Source organism: Streptomyces gobitricini (assembly GCF_039532985.1).
Lineage (GTDB): Bacteria > Actinomycetota > Actinomycetes > Streptomycetales > Streptomycetaceae > Streptomyces > Streptomyces gobitricini.
Window position 1 is genome coordinate 211375 of the sequence record NZ_BAAASR010000006.1, and the last position, 20606, is coordinate 231980.

Genomic DNA, 20606 nt, shown 5'->3' on the forward strand with positions numbered 1-20606 from the left:
CGCCGCCGGGCCACCACCGGACCATCGCCGGACCACCACTGGACCGCCACGGGACCACCACCGTGGCGCCCCGGAATGCCGTCCGGACGGCCGCCCGACCCCCGTCCGGACATGCGCGAGGGGCCCGCGTCCCCTGGAACGCGGGCCCCTCGGCACTTGCGATGTCGACAGTCGATGGTCGGTCGATCGCGACGCGGCTCTCAGCCGGCGGCGAGCTTGACCATGTCCGCCTGCGGACCCTTCTGGCCCTGCGAGATCTCGAACTCGACTCGCTGACCTTCTTCGAGGGTGCGGTAGCCGTCCATCTGGATCGCGCTGTAGTGGACGAAAACATCCGCACCACCGTCGACCGCGATGAAGCCGTACCCCTTCTCCGCGTTGAACCACTTGACGGTGCCCTGAGCCATGCCTAACTCCCCTATTACTGGCCCTTGCACAGGACCGCACTTCGCGGACCCGGGTCAGACCTCACCCACTGACAGGTGTGAGCGTGCGCCGTAACGCGTCGACCGCCGCTGAATGTATCTGCCCAACTGCCGTCTGCAACAGGTCAATCGGACGAGAAATCCGAGCACGGGTGAACGGAAAATATGACCGAAGGGCCCAGAATCCCGGGCAAGTCGGGCCCGGCAAAGTGCGCAAATGGCGCAACTCGCAAGGGGACATTGACTGCATCTTGTCGCGGCCGCGCACTTTCTCATATGCGTGCGGCACAGGCAGCGGCGGGGGCTTCCCCAACTCTACCGCGCTCAACCATGCAGAATTGCCCCCTCCGCTTCTCTCGCGGAGGGGGCAATTCCGGTAACACCGCGTGCGTCAGCAGCCGCCCGCGACGGCCGGAATGATCGAGACGCCGGCACCGTCGGGCGTGGCGGTCCCCAGACCGTCCTCGAAGCGCACGTCGTCGTCGTTGACGTACACGTTCACGAAGCGGCGCAGCTTGCCCTGGTCGTCCAGGACGCGGGCGGCGATGCCCGGGTGGTTCTTCTCCAGGGACTCGATGACCTCGGAGAGGGTCGCGCCCTCGGCCGTGACCTCGGCCTGGCCGCCCGTGTACGTACGGAGAATGGTGGGGATGCGGACGTTGACGCTCATGTCGTGGTGCTGCCTTTCGGTCGTTCAGGCCAGGCCGGCGGCGCGGAACGCGTCCAGGCTCGGGCGGATGGTCGCGGTCGGGCCGGTGGTCGGGGCCACCGCGTCGAGGGTCTTCAGGCCGTCGCCCGTGTTGAGCACGACCGTGGTCAGCGACGGGTCGAGCACGCCCGCCTCGATCAGCTTCTTCGTCACGCCCACGGTGACCCCGCCCGCCGTCTCGGCGAAGATGCCCTCCGTACGGGCCAGCAGCTTGATCGCGTCGACCACCTGTGTGTCGTCGACGTCCTCCACCGCGCCGCCGGTGCGGCGGGCGATGTCCAGGACGTACGGACCGTCGGCCGGGTTGCCGATGGCGAGCGACTTGGCGATCGTGTCCGGCTTCTGGGGCCGTACGACGTCATGACCGGCCTTGAAGGCCGTCGACACCGGGGAGCAGCCCTCCGCCTGCGCGCCGAAGATCTTGTACGGCTTGTCCTCGACCAGACCCAGCTTGATGAGCTCCTGGAGCCCCTTGTCGATCTTCGTGAGCTGCGAGCCGGAGGCGATCGGGATCACCAGCTGGTCGGGCAGCTTCCACCCCAGCTGCTCGCAGATCTCGTACGCGAGGGTCTTCGAACCCTCCGCGTAGTACGGCCGCAGGTTGACGTTCACGAAGCCCCAGCCCTCGCCCAGCGGGTCGCCGATGAGCTCGGAGCAGAAGCGGTTCACGTCGTCGTAGTTGCCCTCGATGCCGACGAGGTCACCGCCGTAGACGGCGGCCATGACGACCTTGCCCTGCTCCAGGTCGTGCGGGATGAACACGCAGGACCGGAAGCCGGCACGGGCGGCGGCGGCACCGACGGCACCCGCCAGGTTGCCGGTGGAGGAACAGGACAGGGTGGTGAAACCGAAGGCGCGGGCGGCCTCCAGGGCCTGGGCGACGACGCGGTCCTTGAAGGAGTGCGTCGGGTTGCCGGAGTCGTCCTTGACGAACAGCTTGCCCGGCTCGACGCCCAGCTCACGGGCGAGGTTGTCGGCCCGGACGAGCTTGGTCCAGCCGGGGTTCAGGTTCGGCTTGTCCGCCACGTCCGCCGGGACGGGCAGCAGCGGCGCGTACCGCCAGATGTTCGCGGGTCCGGCCTCGATCCGCTCGCGCAGCGCCTCGGGGTCGCCCACCGGCAGGTCGTAGGCGATCTCCAGAGGCCCGAAACACAGCTCACAGGCGAAAATGGGGCCGAGCTCGAAACGCTCGCCGCATTCGCGGCAGGAGAGGGCGGAAGCAGGCCCGAGGTCGACGTTCTTGGCGGTGGCGACAGTCTGTACAGCCATTGGAGGCGAGGCCCTTTCTCCTCATCTTCCTCATGGCGCACTTCGCCATGAGACGGATTTGGCACCTTCCCTAGCCGGGGCCTCGCGCGATGCTTGCGAGTGCCGGCTGGAGGGTTGCCGGGGCTTCAACGGGCCGTGTCCCTCTGCCCCTCTGGATGAGCGGTATTCGATTGTGGCGGTGCTTGTTCACCAACGTGGGGACCCGACATGCGACGGTCATCCGCGTTGCTCAAGACTGTAACCGAACCCCTGGACGCTTGAGACGGTCGTCCGATACGCGAGATGGAGATCACGTGCTGGAAGAGGTGGAGCGCTGGCTCGAGCGGCGGTCCTGGTCCGTGGCCGACCGACCGCTCGACCGGCTGCTCGCGGCCAAGCGCGGTACGACGGTCAGTGTCGTCCTGCCGGCGCTGAACGAGGAGGCGACGGTCGGCGCGATCGTCACCGTGATCCGCCGCGAGCTGATGTCCGGCTCCGCCCCGCTCGTGGACGAACTCGTGGTGATCGACTCGGGCTCCACCGACCGTACCTCCGAGGTCGCCGCCGCGGCCGGGGCGCGCGTGGTGCACCGGGACGCGATCCTCCCCCGCGTACCCGCCGTCCCCGGCAAGGGCGAGGTGCTGTGGCGCTCGCTCCTGGCGACGAGCGGCGACATCGTCTGCTTCGTCGACGCCGACCTGCGCGACTTCTCGGCCGATTTCGTGACCGGGATCGTCGGCCCCCTCCTCACCGACCCGTCCGTCCATTTCGTCAAGGCGATGTACGACCGGCCCCTCGGCGGGGTCGCCGGCCAGGGCGGGCGGGTGACCGAGCTGGTGGCACGGCCGCTGCTGAACCTGCACTGGCCGCAGCTGGCCGGTTTCGTGCAGCCGCTGGGCGGCGAGTACGCGGCGCGCCGCTCCCTGCTGGAACGGCTCCCCTTCCCCGTGGGCTACGGGGTGGAACTCGGCCTTCTCGTGGACGCCCTGCACACCGTGGGGCTCGACGCCCTGGCCCAGGTGGACGTGGGGGTGCGCAAGCACCGGCACCAGGACGAACGGGCGCTGGGCCGGATGGCGGCGGCGATCTACCGGACGGCGCAGCTGCGGCTGTCACGAGGGCACCTGGTGCGGCCGCGGCTGACCCAGTTCGACCGCGGGGACGACGGCTTCATACCGCGTACGCACGACGTCGACACCGAGGAACGCCCGCCGATGATCGAGGTGGCCGAGTACGCGCGGCGCCGCCGCGTGGCGTGAGGGCCGTACGTTTGAGCGTTTGCACAACGGGCTAGGTTCGTCTCCATGGCAGCCCAGATTCTTGTCGCCTCGAACCGCGGTCCGGTCAGCTACGTGCCTCGTGAGGACGGGACGTTCGACGCCCGGCGCGGCGGGGGCGGACTGGTGTCGGGACTGTCCGCGATCGGGCCGGACGCGGGCGCCCTGTGGGTGTGCGCGGCACTGAGCGACGGTGACCGGCAGGCGGTGCGGCAGGGTGTGGCGGCCGAGCCGGGCGTGAAGATGCTGGACATCGACGCGGCCGTGCACGCGGACGCGTACAACGGCATCGCCAACTCCGTGCTGTGGTTCGTGAACCACATGCTGTACCAGACGCCGCTGGAGCCGGTCTTCGACGCCGGGTTCCGCCGCCAGTGGGCGTCGTACCGCCTCTACAACCGCGCCTTCGCCGAGGCCCTCGCCGAGGAGGCGGGGGACGGCGCGGTCGTGATCGTCCAGGACTACCACCTGGCGCTCGTCCCCGGCATGCTCCGCGAGCTCCGCCCCGACCTGCGCATCGGGCACTTCTCGCACACGCCGTGGGCGCCGCCGGAGTACTTCGCGATGCTGCCGGACGACATCGCCGAGGAGCTCCTCCTCGGCATGCTCGGCGCGGACCGGCTCGGCTTCCTGACCTGGCGCTGGCTGAAGGCCTTCCAGGCCTGCTGTGCGAAGTCCCTGCGGGACATGGACGTGACGACGCACTGGCCCAAGGACCAGTCGCCGAGCGTGCAGTTCTGGTCGCACGGGAAGCCCCACCAGACGCACCTGGGCGTGCACGGGCTGGGCGCGGACGGCGACTTCCTCCGCGAGCGGTCGCACCGCCCGGACGTGGAGGACCGGATCGCGATGCTGCGCGAACAGATCGGCCCGGACCGCAGGACGATCGTCCGCGTCGACCGCACGGAACTCTCCAAGAACATCGTCCGTGGCCTCCTGGCCTACCGGCACCTGCTGGCCGAGCGCCCCGAGTGGCACGAACGGGTCGTGCACCTCGCCTTCGCGTACCCCTCCCGCCAGGACCTTCCCGTCTACCGCGAGTACACCGCTCAGGTCTCCCGCCTCGCGGACGAGATCAACGCGGAGTACGGCCGTGACGGCTGGACCCCGGTGATCCTCCACGTCGAGGACGACTTCGCCCGCTCGCTGGCGGCGTACCGCCTGGCGGACGTGGCGCTGGTCAACCCGATCCGGGACGGCATGAACCTCGTCGCCAAGGAGGTCCCGGTCGTCTCCGACGCGGGCTGCGCGCTGGTGCTGTCCCGGGAGGCGGGCGCGTACGAGGAGCTGCGCGACGACGCGATCACGGTGAACCCGTACGACGTGACCGGCACGGCGGACGCCCTGCACGAGGCGCTGTCCATGCCCCCCGCCGAGCGCGCGGACCGCACCAAGCGCCTCGCCTCGGCCGCGACGTCCCTGCCCCCGGCCCGCTGGTTCCTCGACCAGCTCAACGCCCTGCGCCCGCTCTGACCCCGGGGCCCGGCCGCCTGCCGTGCGGCGCGTGACCGGTTCGGTTGCTGCCGGTGGGCAAGGGTCGGGGCCCCTCCGGCCACACCCCACCACCCACCGGCAGGCGACCGGGCACCGGCCAGGGGAACCGGCAGACGCCGCACCGGCCACCAGGGGCCCGGACAGGCAACCGGCACCGGCACCGGCAAGGCGCCGTACCCCGCCAGGGGCACCGCACCGCGCAGCCGCTCAGGCGCCGGCCGTCGCGGTGGCCAGGGCGGAGAGGAACCGCGCCACCCCCGCGGGCCCCGGGACCTGGAGGTCGGCGCGCTGGGCCACCTCCGCGACTTCGTCGCTGCCGCTGCACACCAGCAGACCCGGCAGCCCGTCGGAGCGGAGCTTCTCGACCGCGGCGAACGCGGGCAGGTCGCCCAGGTCGTCACCCGCGTACACCACCACCTCCGCGCCGACCTCCCGCACGTACTCCGTCAGCGCCACGCCCTTGTCCACGCCCGGGGGGCGCAGTTCCAGGACCATGCGGCCGGGTTCGAGGACGAGGCCGTGGCGGGCGGCGAGTCCGGCCAGCGGGGCGCGCAGGGCGTCGAACGCCGCTTGCGGGTCCTCCGCGCGCCGGGTGTGGACGGCCACCGCGCGGCCCTTCTCCTCGATCCACGTGCCGCGCCAGGCGCCCGCCCGGTCGAGGAACCCGGGCAGCTCGGCGCGGACGGCCGCGACGCCCGGGTGCTCGGGGGCGGCCTGGACGGTGCCGGTGACGGCGTCCCACCGTTCGGCGCCGTAGTGGCCGAGGACCACCAGCTGCTCCAGGCCCGGCACCCCGGCGAAGCCGCCGTTGCGCACCGCCACTCCGGCCGGGCGGCCGGTGATGACCACCACGGACGCGACGCGCGGGGCGAGCGAGGCGATGGCGGGGACGGCTCCGGGGTGGGCCCGGGCCTGCTGGGGGTCGTCCACGATGTCGGCGAGGGTGCCGTCGAAGTCGAGCGCGACGACCGCCCGCTCGGGGCGGGCCAGGAACGCCGCCAGGCCGTCGCGGCCGGCGGGTGTGGCGGGACGCGGCAAGGAATCCGGTTGGGTGCCCATGCCCCGAACCTATCCAGGGCCCCGCCCGCGCACACCTGCCGCCACTACCGCCGAGCCTCCCGCGACGCGCGCAGCCGCCGCAGCCGGTTGACGGTGACGGGGTCGTGGGCGAGGGCCCCGGGGTCGTCGAGGAGAGCGTTGAGCAGCTGGTAGTAGCGGGTGGGCGAGAGGCCCAGCTGTTCGCGTATCGCGCGTTCCTTGGCGCCGGGCCCGGGCCAGGAGCGCCGTTCCATGGCGAGGACGGCGCGGTCCCGGTCGGTCAGGTCCCGGTCGGTCAGGTCCCGGCCGGAGCCCTGGTCCGGGTGGGGGCCGGGGCCCGGGCCGGGGCTCTGGTCCGGGGCCGGGCCCGTCGGGCGAGGAGAGGCGGTCATATGAGCAACATAGTTACTCGGCCGCCTCCGCGTCCCTGGCGTCGCGCGCGATGTCCGACAGCACGGCGTCGGGGTCGCCGCCCGGTGCGACGGCCTTGCCGATGTTCTTCTTGACGCTCTCGCTCACCTTCGCCCACGAGGTGTGGCCGACGGGGTAGAGCTCGGACGTGGGCAGTTCCTCCAGGAACGGCCACAGCTCCCGGTGCTTGGGGTCCTGGCGCATGGCGGTGGTGGCGGTGGAGGTGACCGGGAGGATGTCGTACCGGTCGGAGAAGGCGAGCACGTTCTTGTCCTCGTACACGTACTTCAGGAACGCGCCGATCTCCTTGCGGTGGCCGTTCTGCTTGAACGCCATCATCCAGTCGGCGACGCCCATCGCCGGCCGGCCCTCGCCGTCGGGGCTCGGCAGCGGCACCTTGCCGACGTCCACGCCGGCCTTCTCGGCGGCGTCCATCAGCGTGGGGTGGCCGTTGAGCATGCCGACGTCCCCCTGGACGAAGGCGTCGAACGCCTCCTGCCGGTCGAGTTCGCCGGGGGCGACGGGACCGGTCAGGCCCTTGCCGACGAGGTTGTTCTTCAGCCAGGTGAAGGAGGCGACGTTCTCGTTGGAGTCGATGTCGTACGAGATGTTGCCGGGGTCGCGGTAACCGCCGCCGCCGGCCAGCATCCACATCATGGTCTCGGCCTGGGACTCCTCGGAGCCGAGCGGCAGGGCGAAGGGGTACTTCACGCCCTCGCCCTTGAGCTTCTCGGCGGCGGTGCGGATGTCGTCCCAGGTCTTCGGCGGTGTGGCGCCGGCCTTCTCGAACAGGCCCTTGTTGTAGAAGAGCAGGCGGGTGCTGGCCGCGAAGGGCATGCCGTACTGGGCCCGCTCGACCTGTCCGGCGCGGGCGAGGAGGGGCAGGAAGTTGGCCTGGGTGGGGATGGGGAGGAGGTCCTCGGCCTTGTAGAGCCGGTCCTCGGCGGCGTGGTCCGCGTAGGCGCCGATCTGCGCGAGGTCGGGCGCCTCGCCGTTCCTGACCATGTCGGCGACTTCCCGGTCGACGTCCTTCCAGGACATGACGTCGACGTCCACGGCGATGCCGGGGTGCGTCTTCTCGAAGGAGCGGGCCACGTCGTCCCAGTACTTCTGGGAGCTGTTGGCGTCGTTGCTGCCGTAGTCGGCGGCGACGAGCTTGAGGGTCACGCCGTCGGCGTCCTCGCCGGCTCCGCAGCCGGCCAGCGTCGCCGCCATGCCCAGTGCGGCCATCGCCGCGGTCAGTCCTGTGTAGCGGCGCTGCACAACTCTTCCCCACCTTGGTTTCCTGCCTGCGCTGTGATTTTCCCACAGCGGGGATGAGGTCTACACCACCTGGGTATCGCTTGGCCACAACCACCTCCGCGCAGCCGTAGGAGCACACCGCGTATGTCACGTACCGCAGCAGAGATCGCCACCCAGCCCGCCTGCTGGCGCCGGGCCGCCGAGGCGGCCGCGTCGTTCGGCGAGGGACTGCCACGGCCCGGTGAGCGGGTCGCGGTGACCGGCTGCGGGACGTCCTGGTTCATGGCCATCGCGTACGCGGCGCTGCGGGAGGCGGCGGGTCAGGGCGAGACGGACGCGTTCCCGTCGTCGGAGTTCCCGTCCTCCCGTACGTACGACCGGGTGGTGGCGATCACCCGTTCGGGTACGACCACGGAGGTGCTGGATCTGCTGGGCACGCTGCGCGGCCGGGGGGTGCCGGTGCTGGCGCTGACGGCCGATCCGAAGACGCCGGTCATGGACGTGGCGGACGCGGTCGCGGCGCTGGACTGGGCGGACGAGGAGTCGGTGGTGCAGACCCGGTTCGCGACGACGGCGCTGGCGTTCCTGCGGGCGGCCCTGGGCGACGTGCCCGGGGTGAAGCCGGTGGCCGAGGCGGCGGCGGACGCGGAGCCGGCGGTGGCGGAGCCGTTGCCGGAGGCCGTGGTGGGAGCGGAGCAGTGGACGTTCCTGGGCCGGGGGTGGGCCTACGGGCTGGCCCTGGAGGCGGGGCTGAAGATGCGGGAGGCGGCGGGCGCGTGGACGGAGGCGTACCCCGCGATGGAGTACCGGCACGGCCCCATCTCGATCACCGGTCCGGGCCGGGTGACGTGGGTGTTCGGCGCTCCGCCGGAGGGTCTGGCGGAGGAGGTGGCGCGGGTCGGCGGGACGCTGTACGCGCAGCCGTCGGCGGACCCGATGGCGGATCTGGTCCGGGCGCAGCGGCTGGCGGTGGCGGTCGCGGAGGCGAAGGGGTACGACCCGGACCGGCCGCGCAACCTGACGCGCAGCGTGATCCTGCCGTCGTGAGACGTCCATGACGGCGTTTTGTATGCGCGGACAACAATCCACGCGAGTGGACTAGACCTTTCACGGGTTCACGAGCGACACTGTCTCCCGTGAGACACGTCATCGCCCTGGATGTGGGCGGCACCGGGATGAAGGCCGCCCTGGTCGGAGCCGACGGGGCCCTGCTGTACGAGGCGCGCCGCGCGACCGGCCGTGAGCGCGGCCCCGACGCGGTCGTGGAGTCCATCCTCGGCTTCGCCGCCGAGCTGCACGGCCTCGGCCGCGAGCGGTACGGCACCGGGGCCCTCGCGGCCGGTGTCGCCGTGCCCGGCATCGTCGACCCCGACCGGGGCCTCGCCGTGTACGCCGCCAACCTCGGCTGGCGGGACGTCCCGCTGCGCGCCCTGCTCGCCCAGCGGCTCGGCGGCCTGCCGGTCGCCCTGGGGCACGACGTCCGCACCGGCGGGCTTGCCGAGGGCCGCGTGGGCGCGGGCCGGGGCGCCGACCGGTTCCTGTTCGTGCCGCTGGGCACCGGCATCGCGGGCGCCATCGGCATCGGCGGCGCCATCGAGGCGGGCGCCCACGGGTACGCGGGCGAGATCGGCCACATCGTGGTGCGCCCCGGCGGGCCGGAGTGCGGCTGCGGGCAGCGCGGCTGCCTGGAGACGCTCGCCTCGGCCTCGGCGGTGTCGCGGGCCTGGGCGGCGGCGAGCGGCGACCCGGAGGCGGACGCGGCGGACTGCGCCAAGGCCGTCGCGTCGGGCGACGAGCGTGCCGTACGGGTGTGGCGGGACGCCGTCGACGCGCTCGCCGACGGGCTGGTCACCGCGCTCACCCTGCTGGACCCCCGCACGCTGATCATCGGTGGCGGTCTCGCCGAGGCCGGGGAAACGTTGTTCACACCCCTCCGGGCGGCCGTCGAGGAGCGCGTGACGTTCCAGAAGCTGCCCGCCATCGTGCCGGCGGCCCTCGGGGACACCGCCGGATGCCTGGGCGCGGGCCTCCTCGCCTGGGACCTACTCGCCAGTTCGGAGGTATCCGCCTGATGGCCGATCACAAGGTTCTCGCCGGCGCCCGCGTGGTGCTGCCGACCGGGATCGTGGACAACGGGCGGGTGATCGTCGAAAACGGCCGTATCGCGGGCCACGCCCCGGCGGACGCCCCCTCCGTCGACCTCACCGGGCACTGGGTCGTGCCCGGCTTCGTCGACATGCACAACCACGGCGGCGGCGGCGCCTCCTTCACCTCCGGCACCGTCGAGGAGGTCCTGAAGGGCGTCCACACGCACCGGCTGCACGGCACCACCACCGTCGTCGCCTCCACCGTCACCGGCGAGATGGACTTCCTCGCGCACCGTGCCGGGGAGCTGTCGGAGCTCGCCGAGCAGGGCGACATCGCGGGCGTCCACTTCGAGGGGCCGTTCATCTCGCCGTGCCGCAAGGGCGCCCACAGCGAGGACCTGCTGCGCGACCCGGACCCGGCCGAGGTGCGCAAGCTGGTCGACGCGGCGCGCGGGCACGCCAGGATGGTCACCCTCGCCACCGAGCTGCCCGGCGGCCTCGACTCCGTGCGCCTGCTGGTCGAGCACGGCGTCATCGCCGCGATCGGGCACACGGACGCCACGTACGAGCAGACGGTCGCGGCCATCGACGCGGGCGCCACCGTCGCCACCCACCTCTTCAACGCGATGCCCGCCCTGGGCCACCGCGCGCCCGGCCCGATCGCCGCGCTGCTGGAGGACGAGCGGGTCACCGTCGAGCTGATCAACGACGGCACCCACCTGCACCCGGCCGCCCTGGAACTGGCGTTCCATCACGCGGGCCCGGACCGCGTCGCGTTCATCACGGACGCGATGGACGCGGCGGGCTTCGGCGACGGCGTCTACCACCTCGGCCCGCTGGAGGTGGAGGTGCGCGAGGGCGTCGCCCGGCTGGCGGAGGGCGGCTCGATCGCGGGCTCCACCCTCACGCTCGACACCGCGTTCAAACGGGCGGCCACCGTCGACCGGCTGCCCGTCGAAGCCATCGTGCGCGCCGTCTCGGCCAACCCGGCGAAGCTGCTCGGCGTGTACGACCGGGTCGGCTCCCTCGAACCCGGCAAGGACGCCGATCTGGTGGTGCTGGACGCGGCATTCACCCTGGTGGGCGTCATGCGCAGGGGCGAATGGGTGGTTGAGCCCCAACTCGGCTGATTTCTCGCCGAATGGCCGCAAGGCGGTTGGGCCGGGGGGCTGGGCCAACCGCCTTCGGTTTGGCATGATCAGGTCCCGGAGGCTTCGAGCACGAGGCGGAAGCGAGCGCGTACGCATCGGGGGTGTCACGGGTGATCCTGACGGTCACGCTCAACACCGCGCTCGACATCACCTACCGGGTGGACGCGCTCACCCCGCACGCCTCGCACCGCGTCACCGACGTCGCCGAACGGCCCGGCGGCAAGGGCGTCAACGTCGCCCGCGTCCTCGCCGCCCTGGGCCACGACACCGTGGTCACCGGCTTCGCGGGCGGCCCCACCGGCGACGTACTGCGCGGCCTGCTGGCGCCGCTGCCCGTGCGTGACGCGCTCGTCCCGGCCGCCGGCACCACGCGCCGCACCGTCGCCGTCGTGGACGCGTCGACCGGCGACACCACGCAGCTCAACGAGCCCGGCCCGGCCATCACGCCCGCCGAGTGGTCGGCCTTCCTCGGCGCCTACGACGAGCTGGTGCGCGAGGCCGACGCCGTCGCCCTGTGCGGCAGCCTGCCGCCCGGCATCCACGTCGGGGCGTACGCGGACCTGGTGCGCCGCGCCCGGGCCGCGTCGGTCCCCGTGGTGCTGGACACCAGCGGCGAGCCGCTGCGCCGGGGCATCGCCGCCCGGCCCGACCTGGTCAAGCCCAACGCCGACGAGCTGGCCCGGCTCACCGGCGCCCGGGAGCCGCTGCGCGCCACGCGCGACGCCCGCCGCCGGGGCGCCCACGCCGTGGTCGCCTCGCTCGGACCGGACGGGCTGCTGGCGGTGACCCCGGACGGCATCTGGCAGGCCGCCCCGCCGGAGGCGGTGAAGGGCAACCCGACCGGCGCGGGCGACTCGGCGGTGGCAGGCCTGCTGGACGGCCTCGTCGAGGGCATTGCCTGGCCCCAGCGGCTGGCGCGGGCGGTGGCCCTGTCGGCGGCCACGGTGCTGGCGCCGGCGGCGGGCGAGTTCGACATGACGACGTACCGGGAACTGCTCTCCCGAATCACGGTGACGGAGCACGCCACGGCCGCTTGACGGAGGTACGCACATGCCCCTCGTTCCCACCGGCGAACTGATCGCACGGGCCAGGTCCGCGGACGACGCCGTCGCCGCGTTCAACGTCATCACGCTGGAGCACGCGGAGGCGATCGCGAGGGGCGCCGAACGGGTGGGACGGCCGGCGATCCTCCAGATCTCCGAGAACGCGGTGAAGTTCCACGGCGGCGAGCTGTCCGCCGTCGCCGCCGCCTCGGCCGCCGTCGCCCGCGCGTCCACCGCGCCGCTGGGCCTGCACCTGGACCACGTGGTCTCGCCGGACCTGCTGCGCTGCGCGCACACCGAGGGCTTCAGCTCCGTGATGTTCGACGCGTCGAAACTGAGCTACGGCGACAACGTCAAGGCGACCGCCGAGGCCGTGCGGTGGGGACACGGACGGGGCATCTGGGTCGAGGCGGAGCTGGGGCGGGTCGGCGGCAAGGACGGCGAGCCACCGCTGGACGCGCACACCCCGGGCGTCCGCACCGACCCGGCGGAGGCCGCCGCGTACATCGCGGACACGGGCGTCGACGCCCTCGCGGTCGCGGTCGGCTCGGCCCACGCGATGACGCGGCGCACGGCGACGCTCGACCACACCCTCATCACCGCCCTCCGCGACGCCGTCCCCGTCCCGCTGGTCCTGCACGGCTCGTCGGGCGTCCCGGACGACGAACTCCGCGCCGCGATCGCCGCCGGCATGACGAAAATCAACATCGGCACGGCCCTCAACGCCGCCTTCACCGGCGCGGTACGCGCCTACCTCGCCGACCACCCCGACACGGTGGACCCCCGGAAATACCTCGCCCCCGCTCGCGAGGCGATGACGGGGACGGTGGCGCACTTCCTGACGGTGATCAGCCCGTGACGTGACGCATCCGCGTCATACGCCCACACGGAGGAGCGTCGAGGCCCTAGGCGATGCGTCCGAAAGACACGCACTGGTCGGCGACCCAGTACTTCTTGCCGTTGTAGCGCAGCGGTGCCCAGGTCTTGTACTCCTTGCCCGAGCTCGTGCAACGGTACTTTCCACCCGTCACACGTGGCTGGCAGTTGTCCCAGCAAGGTACCGCGTCAGGAGTTCCCTTACCCATCGGGTACACACGCACTATGGCGGCGGCACTCGTTGACGGTGTGGCTCGAACCGTCCAGGCAGTGCTCGAAAAGGCGCCAGCCGTGCTCGCCTGAGCTGAAGGTGCTGTTATCAGCAACGTACAAGAAGCCGCCACAGCGGCCAGAGTCGTCATACGCCTAGTGCGCACGCCGATCCCTCATTCATGATCGTTTGCCCTTTCCGCTGGTCAAGCGGAAAGGAGTCGGTCCTCCACGACTATACGATCATGAGGGAACGCTGGTCGCACGTCCTGCCGCAGACGAACGTCAGGCGGGCTTGACCTCGAGCCAGTCCAGGATGGCATTGCACTGGTTACCCTGCTCGCACGAGATCTTCAGCTCGTTTCCGCCCTTTTGGAGAGTGACCGGCGCCCAGGTGGTCTGCCAGTTTTTCTCCCAGTCCGGGTCCGTGGAGTGGATGAAGTTCTTCAAACCCAGTGGATTGGAGTTGGCCTTGCCGTTCACGGTCAGTGTCGCGTTGGCGTCTTGGGCTGGAATGGCGTAACGCACGTACAGCTTGTACTCGCCAGCCTGCTGCACTTCCGCGTGCCAGGTCACTGAGGAGCCGACCGCGTTGAAGTTGGTGACGTACGCGCCGTCCACGCCCTCCGCGCCCTTCACGTCCTTGGCCAGGACAGCCGGCCCACCCAGCCGGAGCGTCGCCGCGTCCTGCTTGGGGAGTTCGGCGTCGGGCTCGTGATCGCTGCCACTCTGGGAGGCGTCCGGGCTCGGGGACTGCTGGACTTGGGCCCCGGGGCCCGAGGAGTTGGCCTTGGCACCCTTGCCGTCGTCCTTGGCGTTGCTGTTCGTCAGGACGGCGACCGTGATACCGATCACCACGACCAGGACGACCGCGATCGCGCCGATCAGCAGCCCCTTGGTGTTGGGGCCGCCGCGCTGCGGGGGCTGGGCCTGGGGCGCCGGGCGGGTGCGGTCGGCGCCCGGGTAGGTCTCGGGGGCCGCGTACTGGGGGCTCGGCTGGGCGTACTGCGGCTGGTACTGCGCCTGCGGCGGCACCTGAGCACCGCCGTACTGCCGCTCGCCGACCGCCCTGACCTGGTTGTACGAGGTTCTCGGCACCCCCGGCTGAGCGGCCGGACCCGGGTAGCCGTAGCCGCCGCCCTGGCGCGGTGCCTGCGCGCCCGCCGTCTGCCCGTCCGCGTACAGGTAGCCGAACGGATCGTCGTCCTCGGGCGTGCTCGCGCCGTTGTTACCGGCAGCCATCCCTGGTCACTCCTCATTCCTGCTCGCCAGCGGTCACCGACCGGGCGAGCCTACCCCGAACGGCTCACCCCGCTCGGCGGTGAACCTTCGAGCGGGAGCGCTTCTCGATGTACATCCGCTGGTCAGCGGAGTTCAACACCTCTTCGACGGACATTCCGCACTCCGCCCAGCCGATCCCGAAACTGGCGCCTACCCGCACCGCGCGCCCGTCCACCCGGATCGGCGGAATGATCGCGTTGCGCAGGCGTACGGCCAGGTCGGCGGCGTCGGCGGCACCGAGCCCGTCGGCCAGGACGACGAACTCGTCACCGCCGAGCCGGGCCACGGTATCCCCGTCCCGGACGCCGGCGCTCAGCCGGCGGGCCACCTCGATGAGCACCGCGTCACCGGTGTGGTGCCCGAACCGGTCGTTGATCGACTTGAAGCCGTCCAGGTCGCAGAAGAGGACGGCGAGGCCCTTCGTCCCGTCGTCGACCTCGCCGTCGGGCGCGACGGCGTGCACATGGTGGTCGTACGCGCCGCCCTCCGCACCGGCCGCGAAGTCGAAGCCGTCGCCCCGGTAGGCGTGCTCGCCGTACTCGTAGTCGCCGCTGTCGTACGCGTCGACCTCGTGCGTCCCGGCCGTCGACCGCACCGCGTGCGGCCGGGAGCACAACCGGGAGCTGAGCCGGGCGCGCAGCTCGGCGCTGTTGGGCAGGCCGGTCAGCGCGTCGTGCGAGGCGCGGTGGGCGAGCTGGAGCTCGTGCCGCTTGCGCTCCTCGATGTCCTCCACGTGGGTCAGCAGGAACCGCGGCCCGTCGGCGGTGTCGGCGACCACCGAGTTGCGCAGCGACACCCACACATAGCCGCCGTCCCGCCGCGCCAGCCGCAGCTCGGCGCGGCCCCCCTCGGCGGAGGTGCGCAGCAGGGTGCCGATGTCCTCGGGGTGCACCAGGTCGGCGAAGGAGTAGCGGCGCATCACGGAGGCGGGGCGGCCGAGCAGCCGGCACAGCGCGTCGTTGGCGCGCAGCAGCCGGCCGTGCTGGTCGCCGCCCATCTCGGCGATGGCCATGCCGGAGGGCGCGTACTCGAAGGCCTGGCGGAACGACTCCTCGCTCGCGCGCAGCGCCTGCTGCTCCCGCTCCAGGCGGACCAGGGCGCGCTGCATGTTGGCGCGCAGCCGGGCGTTGCTGATCGCGATGGCGGCCTGGGAGGCGTACATCTGGAGCGCTTCCTGGCCCCAGGGGCCGGGGCGGCGCCCGTTGCGGGGGCGGTCGACGGAGATGACGCCGAGGAGCTCGCGGCCGCTGCCTGCGGGGCCGCCCGGGTGAGCCGAGCGAGCGCCGGAGGAGTACATCGGGGCGTAGAGACGGTCGCGGGGGTGCCACTCGTCCTCGAAGCGGGGCTCGGGCCCGTCGGTGTGCCACTGCGGGACGTCGTCCTCTATCAGGACCCAGCCCTCGGTGTGCGGGATGAAGCGGAGCTCGCCCCAGGCCTCGCCCATGCCCAGGCGGCGCTCCCAGGACGCGCGGGAGCCGACCCGGCCGGTGATCAGGGCCTCGGCGGCGGGGCTGCCGGCGAACGCGGCGACGACGAGGTCACCGTCGGGGCGTACCAGATTGACGCAGGCCAGTTCGTAACCGAGCCCGGCGGTCACGCCGTCGGCGACGGTCTGCAGCGTGTCGGCCAGACTGCGGGCCGTGTTGAGGTTGGCGACGACCTGATGCAGCTGCCGCAGGGTCGCAAGACGGACGTACGGCTCCGACTCGGTCTCCATTGCTCGCTCTCCCCGAGACCTCGACAGCAACTCCAGGGTTCTCATCGGCGCTCGTGTTGCACTGTCACCGCCACTGAATCACAGCGAGCTGCACCCCAGGTACACAGGGTCAACAAAACCTGCGCTCTGTGACTCAAGTCACAAAGGATGATGTTGGTAACGGAAACCGGCCGAACCGGTGGTAACCGAGCAATGAACTTTCCGTGAACGCACAGTATGGGGCCATGAACGCGCCAGGTCCTAGGACCACGGGCTGGTTCCTTCGCCCGATGCGGGCGCGGCGGGCGCCGGGCTAGCGTTCCCGGTGTGCTGCCGACGACGACCCAGACCTCCGCCCCCGCCGTCCCTCATCCTGAGGGGGTGAGCAACGACGAGTTCCGGGCCGCGATGTCCCGACTGGCCGCCGGCGTGGTGCTGGTCACGGCGCACGACCCCGACGAGGGCCCGCGCGGCGAGGACGTCGGCATGACGGCGACCGCGTTCCTGTCGGTGTCGCTGGATCCGCCGCTGGTGATGGTGAGCCTCCGTGACGGCTCCCGCATGGACGACCTGCTCGCGGAGCAGCCGCTGTGGGGCGTGTCGATCCTCGCGGAGGGGCAGCGGCAGATCGCGGGCCGGTTCGCGATGAAGGGCCGCGTCAGCGACCGGCTGCTGTTCGCGGACATCCCCACCGTGCGGGGCGCGGCGAGCGGCGCGCTGCTGGTCGGCGGGGCGCTGGCGACGCTGGAGTGCCGTACGGAACAGCGCGTGGCGGCGGGCGACCACACGCTGGTCATCGCCCGCGTCCTCACGGTCGGCTTCCCCGGCGGGGACGGCGGCCCGCTCACGTACTTCCGCGGCAACTACCGCCACCTGTCCTGAAGCGGCGGCCCCGCCCCCGGAACCCCGCGCGCCCCGCCGGCCCCCGGCCGGCCCCCCGTCGTGCCCGCGCGTTCCGCCCGGGGCCCGTTGTGGGTGGGCGCGCGTTCCTCCGGACCTCCTCCCGTTGTGGGCATTCGTTCCGCAGGGCGGAACGGGCGGGCACAACGGCGCGGGACGGCCCTTTCCCGTTGGCCACCGGCACGGGGCGCAGACACCGCCGGTGGGTGGGGCGTGGCCCCTCCGGGCTCGTCTCCTCGGAGCCGGCGGCCTTGGGCCCCGGCGAGGGAGCCGTGACGGCGCCGCCAACCCCTGCGGGACGACCCTGCACGGCCCCGCCGACGTCGTGGGCGAGTGCGGGTCGCGGGAGGCGGGGGCACGGAACCCGCCGGGGCGGAGGGCGGGTGCGGGAGGCGGGAGGCGGGAGGCGGGGGCACGGAACCCGCCGGGGCCGGGGCGCCAGGGACGTCAGGGCCAGTCGCGGGCGGACCGGCCGCGCTTGGTCTCGGAGCGCTGCTTCTTCTCACGCAGGCGCCGCTCGTTGATCCCGCGCGGGACCTTCGTCGCGCGGCGCGGCTTCGGCGGCGGGGCCGTCGCCTCGGCCAGCAGGGACGCGAGGCGCACCGCGGCCGTCTCGCGGTTGCGCCACTGCGAGCGGTGTTCCGACGCGCGGACGGTCAGCACCCCGCCGGCCAGCCGGGACGCCAGCCGCTCCAGTGCCCGCTCCTTCCAGACCGCCGGCAGCGCCTCCGTACGCGCCAGGTCGAACCGCAGCTCCACCTGGGAGTCGCTGGTGTTGACGTGCTGTCCGCCCGGCCCCGACGACCTGGAGAAACGCCACATGAGCTCGGCCTCCGGCAGGGAGACCGAACCACGGATGACATAGGGACCGGACATGCCTCCATGGTCCCTGTCCGGACGCGGTCACGTCATCCCGTTTTCCGGTCATGGAACCACTCCGCCGTGCGAAGCGTTATGCGGTACGACGCTAGGCACGAGGAAAGGGACTCTCCATGGCTGTAAGCCTGTCCAAGGGCGGCAACGTCTCGCTGACCAAGGAGGCGCCGGGTCTGACCGCCGTCACTGTGGGGCTCGGCTGGGACGTCCGTACCACCACGGGTACCGACTTCGACCTCGACGCGTCCGCGATCGGCGTCGACGCCGCCGGCAAGGTCGCCTCGGACGCCCACTTCGTCTTCTTCAACAACAAGTCCACCCCGGACCAGACCATCGTCCACACCGGTGACAACCGCACCGGCGAGGGCGGCGGCGACGACGAGCAGATCAACGTCAACCTCGCGGGTCTCTCCGCCGACGTCGACAAGATCGTCTTCCCGGTCTCCATCTACGACGCGGTGGCCCGCTCGCAGAACTTCGGCCAGGTCCGCAACGCCTACATCCGCATCGTCAACCAGGCGGGCGGCGCCGAGATCGCCCGCTACGACCTGAGCGAGGACGCCGCCACCGAGACCGCCATGGTCTTCGGCGAGCTGTACCGCAACGGCGCCGAGTGGAAGTTCCGTGCCGTCGGCCAGGGCTACGCCTCCGGCCTCGAGGGCATCGCCCGCGACTTCGGCGTCAACCTCTGACCGACGCGCACAGGCGGTGGCCCCGGCGGCGAAGTCCGCGCCGGGGCCCTACTGTTTTTGCATGATCGTCGAACCGCTGGAGGCGGGCGAGGACGGCGCGCTGCCCGGCCCGCTCCTCACCGAGCTCACCGAGCTGTACGCGTCGAACCGGGAGTTCCAGCAGCTCAGCGGGGACTTCCCGGACCCCGACGACATCCGGCCGGAGCAGGTCGCCGCGTCGCTCGCGGAGGAGTTGTCCCACCCCGACACCGAGGTGCTGCTGGCCCGTTCGGCGGGACACGTCATCGGCGTCTCGGTGACCCGCGCCCACCCCGACCCGGACGACCCCGACCCGTGGATCGGGCTGCTGATGGTGCACGCCCGCGACCACCGCGCCGGCTTCGGCCGCGAGCTGGCCGAGATCGTCGAGAAGCGCTTCCGCGCGGTCGGCCGCAAGGGCGTCAAACTCGCCGTCCTGGACAACAACCCGAACGCCATCGCCTTCTGGACCAGCCTCGGGTACGAGGAGGTCGACCGGCGTGAGGACCACCGGCTCGCCCGCGACCGCATCGTCATGCGGAAGGCCCTGTAGGCCGGTCCTCCCCGTACAGCCAGACGTCCCACAGCTCCGTCAGGTCCTGGCCGGCCTCCTCCTCCACGTACCGGACGAAGTCCTCCGTGGAGGCGTTGGCGTGCCGGTACTTCGCCGGCCAGCCGCGCAGGACGGCGAAGAAGGTGTCGTCGCCGACCGCCTGGCGGACCTTGTGCAGCACCATCGCGCCCCGGTGGTAGACCGGCGGGCCCGAGAGGTCCTCGGCCGTGGGCGGTTCGGCGGGCGGGAACGCCCAGTTCCCCGCGTCGGCGAACGCCTCGTCGAAGTTGGCCTGCACGGGTGTGCCGCCGAAGTCCTCGGCGTACATCCACTCCGCGTACGTCGCGAAGCTCTCGTTCAGCCACATGTCCCGCCACGACTTCGGCGAGACGGAGTTGCCGTACCACTGGTGGGCGAGTTCGTGCACCAGCGTCGAGGCGGTGAAGGTGTTCCTGTCGAAGAACGGCCGGCCCTGCGTCTCCAGGGCGTACCCGACGTCCACCCGCGGGTCGACGATCGCACCGGTGGAGGAGAAGGGGTAGGGACCGAACTTCTCGACCTCCCAGGCGAGCAGTTCGGGGATCTCGCCGAGGAGTGCCGGGTTCCCCCGGGCGGCGGTGTGGACGGGGATGCCGTCCGGGGTACGGGAGGTCGTCGTCTCGTACCGGCCGATGGCGAGCGTCGCCAGGTAGCTCGCCATCGGTTCGGCGGAGCGCCAGGTGAAGGTGGTGCGGCCGCCGCTGGTCCGCCGCGGGGCCGGTTCCCCGTTGGAGACGGCGTGCAGCCCGCGCGGGACGGTGACGGCGAGGGTGTAGGTGGCCTTGTCGGAGGGGTGGTGGTTGCCCGGGAACCAGGCCGTGGAACCGGTCGGCTCACCGAGAGCGACCGCCCCGTCGGCGGTCCTCAGCCAGCCCTCCCGCGCCCCTTCGGCGTCGGTGATCGTGGCGGGTGTGCCGGAGTAGCGGACGACGGTACGGAAGGTGCCGCCGTCGGTGACGCCCCCGGCGGGCCGCAGGGTGAGTTCGCCGCCGGAGCGGCTGACGGCGGCGGGCTCGCCGTCGACGGTGGCGCCGTGGACGGTGAGCCCGGTGAGGTCGAGGTTGAAGGCGCTGAGGTCCCGGGTGGCGCGGGCCGTGATGTCGGCGGTGCCGGTGAGGTGGCCGCTGCCGGGTTCGTAGGCGAGGGTCAGGGCGTAGTGGCGTACGTCGTAGCCGCCGTTGCCGAGCCCAGGGAAGTACGGGTCGCCCAGCCCGGCCGCACCCGCCGCCCCGTCCTGCTCGCCGGTGCAGCCGGTGAGGGCGGCGCCGAGGAGGACGGCGACGGCGGCGAGGGCACGGGGGCGGCGTAGGTCCACCCCGTGATCGTAGGGCGGGAGCGGG

Annotated in this window: 21 protein-coding genes and 1 riboswitch; of the genes, 10 read left to right on the top strand and 11 right to left on the bottom strand. The window is 72.1% G+C overall.

Annotated features, from left to right (window positions below; genetic code table 11):
- Positions 1-200 precede the first annotated feature (200 nt).
- The 3 genes from ABD347_RS06655 to thrC all read right to left on the bottom strand — a co-directional run bounded on the left by ABD347_RS06655 (position 201) and on the right by thrC (position 2403).
- Positions 201-407 (bottom strand): cold-shock protein, encoded by a 207-nt coding sequence (locus ABD347_RS06655; RefSeq protein WP_008743607.1) that lies wholly within the window; start codon positions 405-407, stop codon positions 201-203.
- A gap of 409 nt (positions 408-816) precedes the next feature.
- Entirely contained in the window at positions 817-1095 is a 279-nt protein-coding gene (locus tag ABD347_RS06660; RefSeq protein ID WP_064067524.1) for a ubiquitin-like small modifier protein 1, read from the bottom strand.
- Positions 1096-1119: 24 nt separating this feature from the next.
- The gene (gene thrC / locus ABD347_RS06665; protein ID WP_344357618.1) at positions 1120-2403 is read right to left on the bottom strand and encodes a threonine synthase; all 1284 of its coding nucleotides are present in this window, start codon (positions 2401-2403) and stop codon (positions 1120-1122) included.
- 18 nt (positions 2404-2421) lie between these two features.
- Positions 2422-2565, bottom strand: a riboswitch (SAM riboswitch).
- A gap of 131 nt (positions 2566-2696) precedes the next feature.
- Here thrC and ABD347_RS06670 point away from each other — a divergent pair.
- Together ABD347_RS06670 and ABD347_RS06675 are read left to right on the top strand one after the other, a co-directional pair.
- The gene (locus tag ABD347_RS06670; protein ID WP_344357621.1) at positions 2697-3641 is read left to right on the top strand and encodes a glucosyl-3-phosphoglycerate synthase; all 945 of its coding nucleotides are present in this window, start codon (positions 2697-2699) and stop codon (positions 3639-3641) included.
- Positions 3642-3686: 45 nt separating this feature from the next.
- Positions 3687-5132 (top strand): alpha,alpha-trehalose-phosphate synthase (UDP-forming), encoded by a 1446-nt coding sequence (locus ABD347_RS06675; RefSeq protein ID WP_344357624.1) that lies wholly within the window; start codon positions 3687-3689, stop codon positions 5130-5132.
- 228 nt (positions 5133-5360) lie between these two features.
- Here the strand turns inward: ABD347_RS06675 and otsB are convergent, their stop codons facing one another.
- Genes otsB through ABD347_RS06690 form a run of 3 tightly spaced genes read right to left on the bottom strand, consistent with a single transcriptional unit; the run spans position 5361 to position 7865 of the window.
- Positions 5361-6212 (bottom strand): trehalose-phosphatase, encoded by an 852-nt coding sequence (otsB, locus tag ABD347_RS06680; RefSeq protein WP_344357627.1) that lies wholly within the window; start codon positions 6210-6212, stop codon positions 5361-5363.
- A gap of 44 nt (positions 6213-6256) precedes the next feature.
- Complete coding sequence (locus ABD347_RS06685; RefSeq protein ID WP_344357630.1) at positions 6257-6583, bottom strand: DUF3263 domain-containing protein; 327 nt, start codon at positions 6581-6583, stop codon at positions 6257-6259.
- Positions 6584-6596: 13 nt separating this feature from the next.
- Complete coding sequence (locus ABD347_RS06690; RefSeq protein ID WP_486388588.1) at positions 6597-7865, bottom strand: extracellular solute-binding protein; 1269 nt, start codon at positions 7863-7865, stop codon at positions 6597-6599.
- Between the two features lie 123 nt (positions 7866-7988).
- On the opposite strand from ABD347_RS06690, the gene ABD347_RS06695 reads away from it, so the two are divergent.
- From ABD347_RS06695 to ABD347_RS06715, 5 genes are all read left to right on the top strand, one after another.
- Positions 7989-8891, top strand: coding sequence for an SIS domain-containing protein (locus tag ABD347_RS06695; RefSeq protein WP_344357633.1), 903 nt, complete (start codon positions 7989-7991; stop codon positions 8889-8891).
- 89 nt (positions 8892-8980) lie between these two features.
- A complete protein-coding gene (locus ABD347_RS06700) occupies positions 8981-9916 on the top strand; it encodes an ROK family protein (RefSeq protein ID WP_344357636.1) in 936 nt (311 codons plus the stop codon).
- Positions 9916-11061 (top strand): N-acetylglucosamine-6-phosphate deacetylase, encoded by a 1146-nt coding sequence (nagA, locus tag ABD347_RS06705; protein WP_344357639.1) that lies wholly within the window; start codon positions 9916-9918, stop codon positions 11059-11061. The genes ABD347_RS06700 and nagA overlap by 1 nt, the downstream gene beginning before the upstream one ends.
- 131 nt (positions 11062-11192) lie before the next feature.
- The gene (locus tag ABD347_RS06710; protein WP_344357908.1) at positions 11193-12119 is read left to right on the top strand and encodes a 1-phosphofructokinase family hexose kinase; all 927 of its coding nucleotides are present in this window, start codon (positions 11193-11195) and stop codon (positions 12117-12119) included.
- Positions 12120-12132: 13 nt separating this feature from the next.
- Positions 12133-12984: a class II fructose-bisphosphate aldolase gene (locus tag ABD347_RS06715; RefSeq protein WP_344357642.1), complete on the top strand. Its 852-nt coding sequence runs from the start codon at positions 12133-12135 to the stop codon at positions 12982-12984.
- A gap of 46 nt (positions 12985-13030) precedes the next feature.
- Here the strand turns inward: ABD347_RS06715 and ABD347_RS06720 are convergent, their stop codons facing one another.
- From ABD347_RS06720 to cdgB, 3 genes are all read right to left on the bottom strand, one after another.
- Complete coding sequence (locus ABD347_RS06720) at positions 13031-13156, bottom strand: hypothetical protein (protein ID WP_344357644.1); 126 nt, start codon at positions 13154-13156, stop codon at positions 13031-13033.
- Between the two features lie 340 nt (positions 13157-13496).
- The gene (locus tag ABD347_RS06725) at positions 13497-14453 is read right to left on the bottom strand and encodes a CBM35 domain-containing protein (RefSeq protein ID WP_344357647.1); all 957 of its coding nucleotides are present in this window, start codon (positions 14451-14453) and stop codon (positions 13497-13499) included.
- A 64-nt stretch (positions 14454-14517) separates the two neighbouring features.
- Positions 14518-16209, bottom strand: coding sequence for a diguanylate cyclase CdgB (gene cdgB / locus ABD347_RS06730; RefSeq protein WP_344357650.1), 1692 nt, complete (start codon positions 16207-16209; stop codon positions 14518-14520).
- Positions 16210-16596: 387 nt separating this feature from the next.
- Here cdgB and ABD347_RS06735 point away from each other — a divergent pair, with 387 nt between their 5' ends.
- Positions 16597-17070, top strand: coding sequence for a flavin reductase family protein (locus ABD347_RS06735; RefSeq protein ID WP_425575592.1), 474 nt, complete (start codon positions 16597-16599; stop codon positions 17068-17070).
- Positions 17071-17535: 465 nt separating this feature from the next.
- Here ABD347_RS06735 and arfB read toward each other — a convergent pair whose 3' ends face one another.
- On the bottom strand, positions 17536-17964 hold the full coding sequence (gene arfB / locus ABD347_RS06740) for an alternative ribosome rescue aminoacyl-tRNA hydrolase ArfB (RefSeq protein WP_344357655.1): 429 nt from the start codon (positions 17962-17964) through the stop codon (positions 17536-17538).
- A 116-nt stretch (positions 17965-18080) separates the two neighbouring features.
- Between arfB and ABD347_RS06745 the strand changes: the two genes are divergently transcribed.
- Positions 18081-18656 carry a TerD family protein gene (locus ABD347_RS06745; protein WP_344357658.1) on the top strand — a complete coding sequence of 192 codons (576 nt, stop codon included), beginning with the start codon at positions 18081-18083 and terminating at the stop codon, positions 18654-18656.
- A 61-nt stretch (positions 18657-18717) separates the two neighbouring features.
- Complete coding sequence (locus tag ABD347_RS06750; protein WP_344357661.1) at positions 18718-19227, top strand: GNAT family N-acetyltransferase; 510 nt, start codon at positions 18718-18720, stop codon at positions 19225-19227.
- Here the strand turns inward: ABD347_RS06750 and ABD347_RS06755 are convergent.
- A complete protein-coding gene (locus ABD347_RS06755) occupies positions 19208-20581 on the bottom strand; it encodes a M1 family metallopeptidase (RefSeq protein ID WP_344357664.1) in 1374 nt (457 codons plus the stop codon). The two genes, ABD347_RS06750 and ABD347_RS06755, sit on opposite strands and share 20 nt — an antisense overlap.
- Positions 20582-20606: the final 25 nt, after the last annotated feature.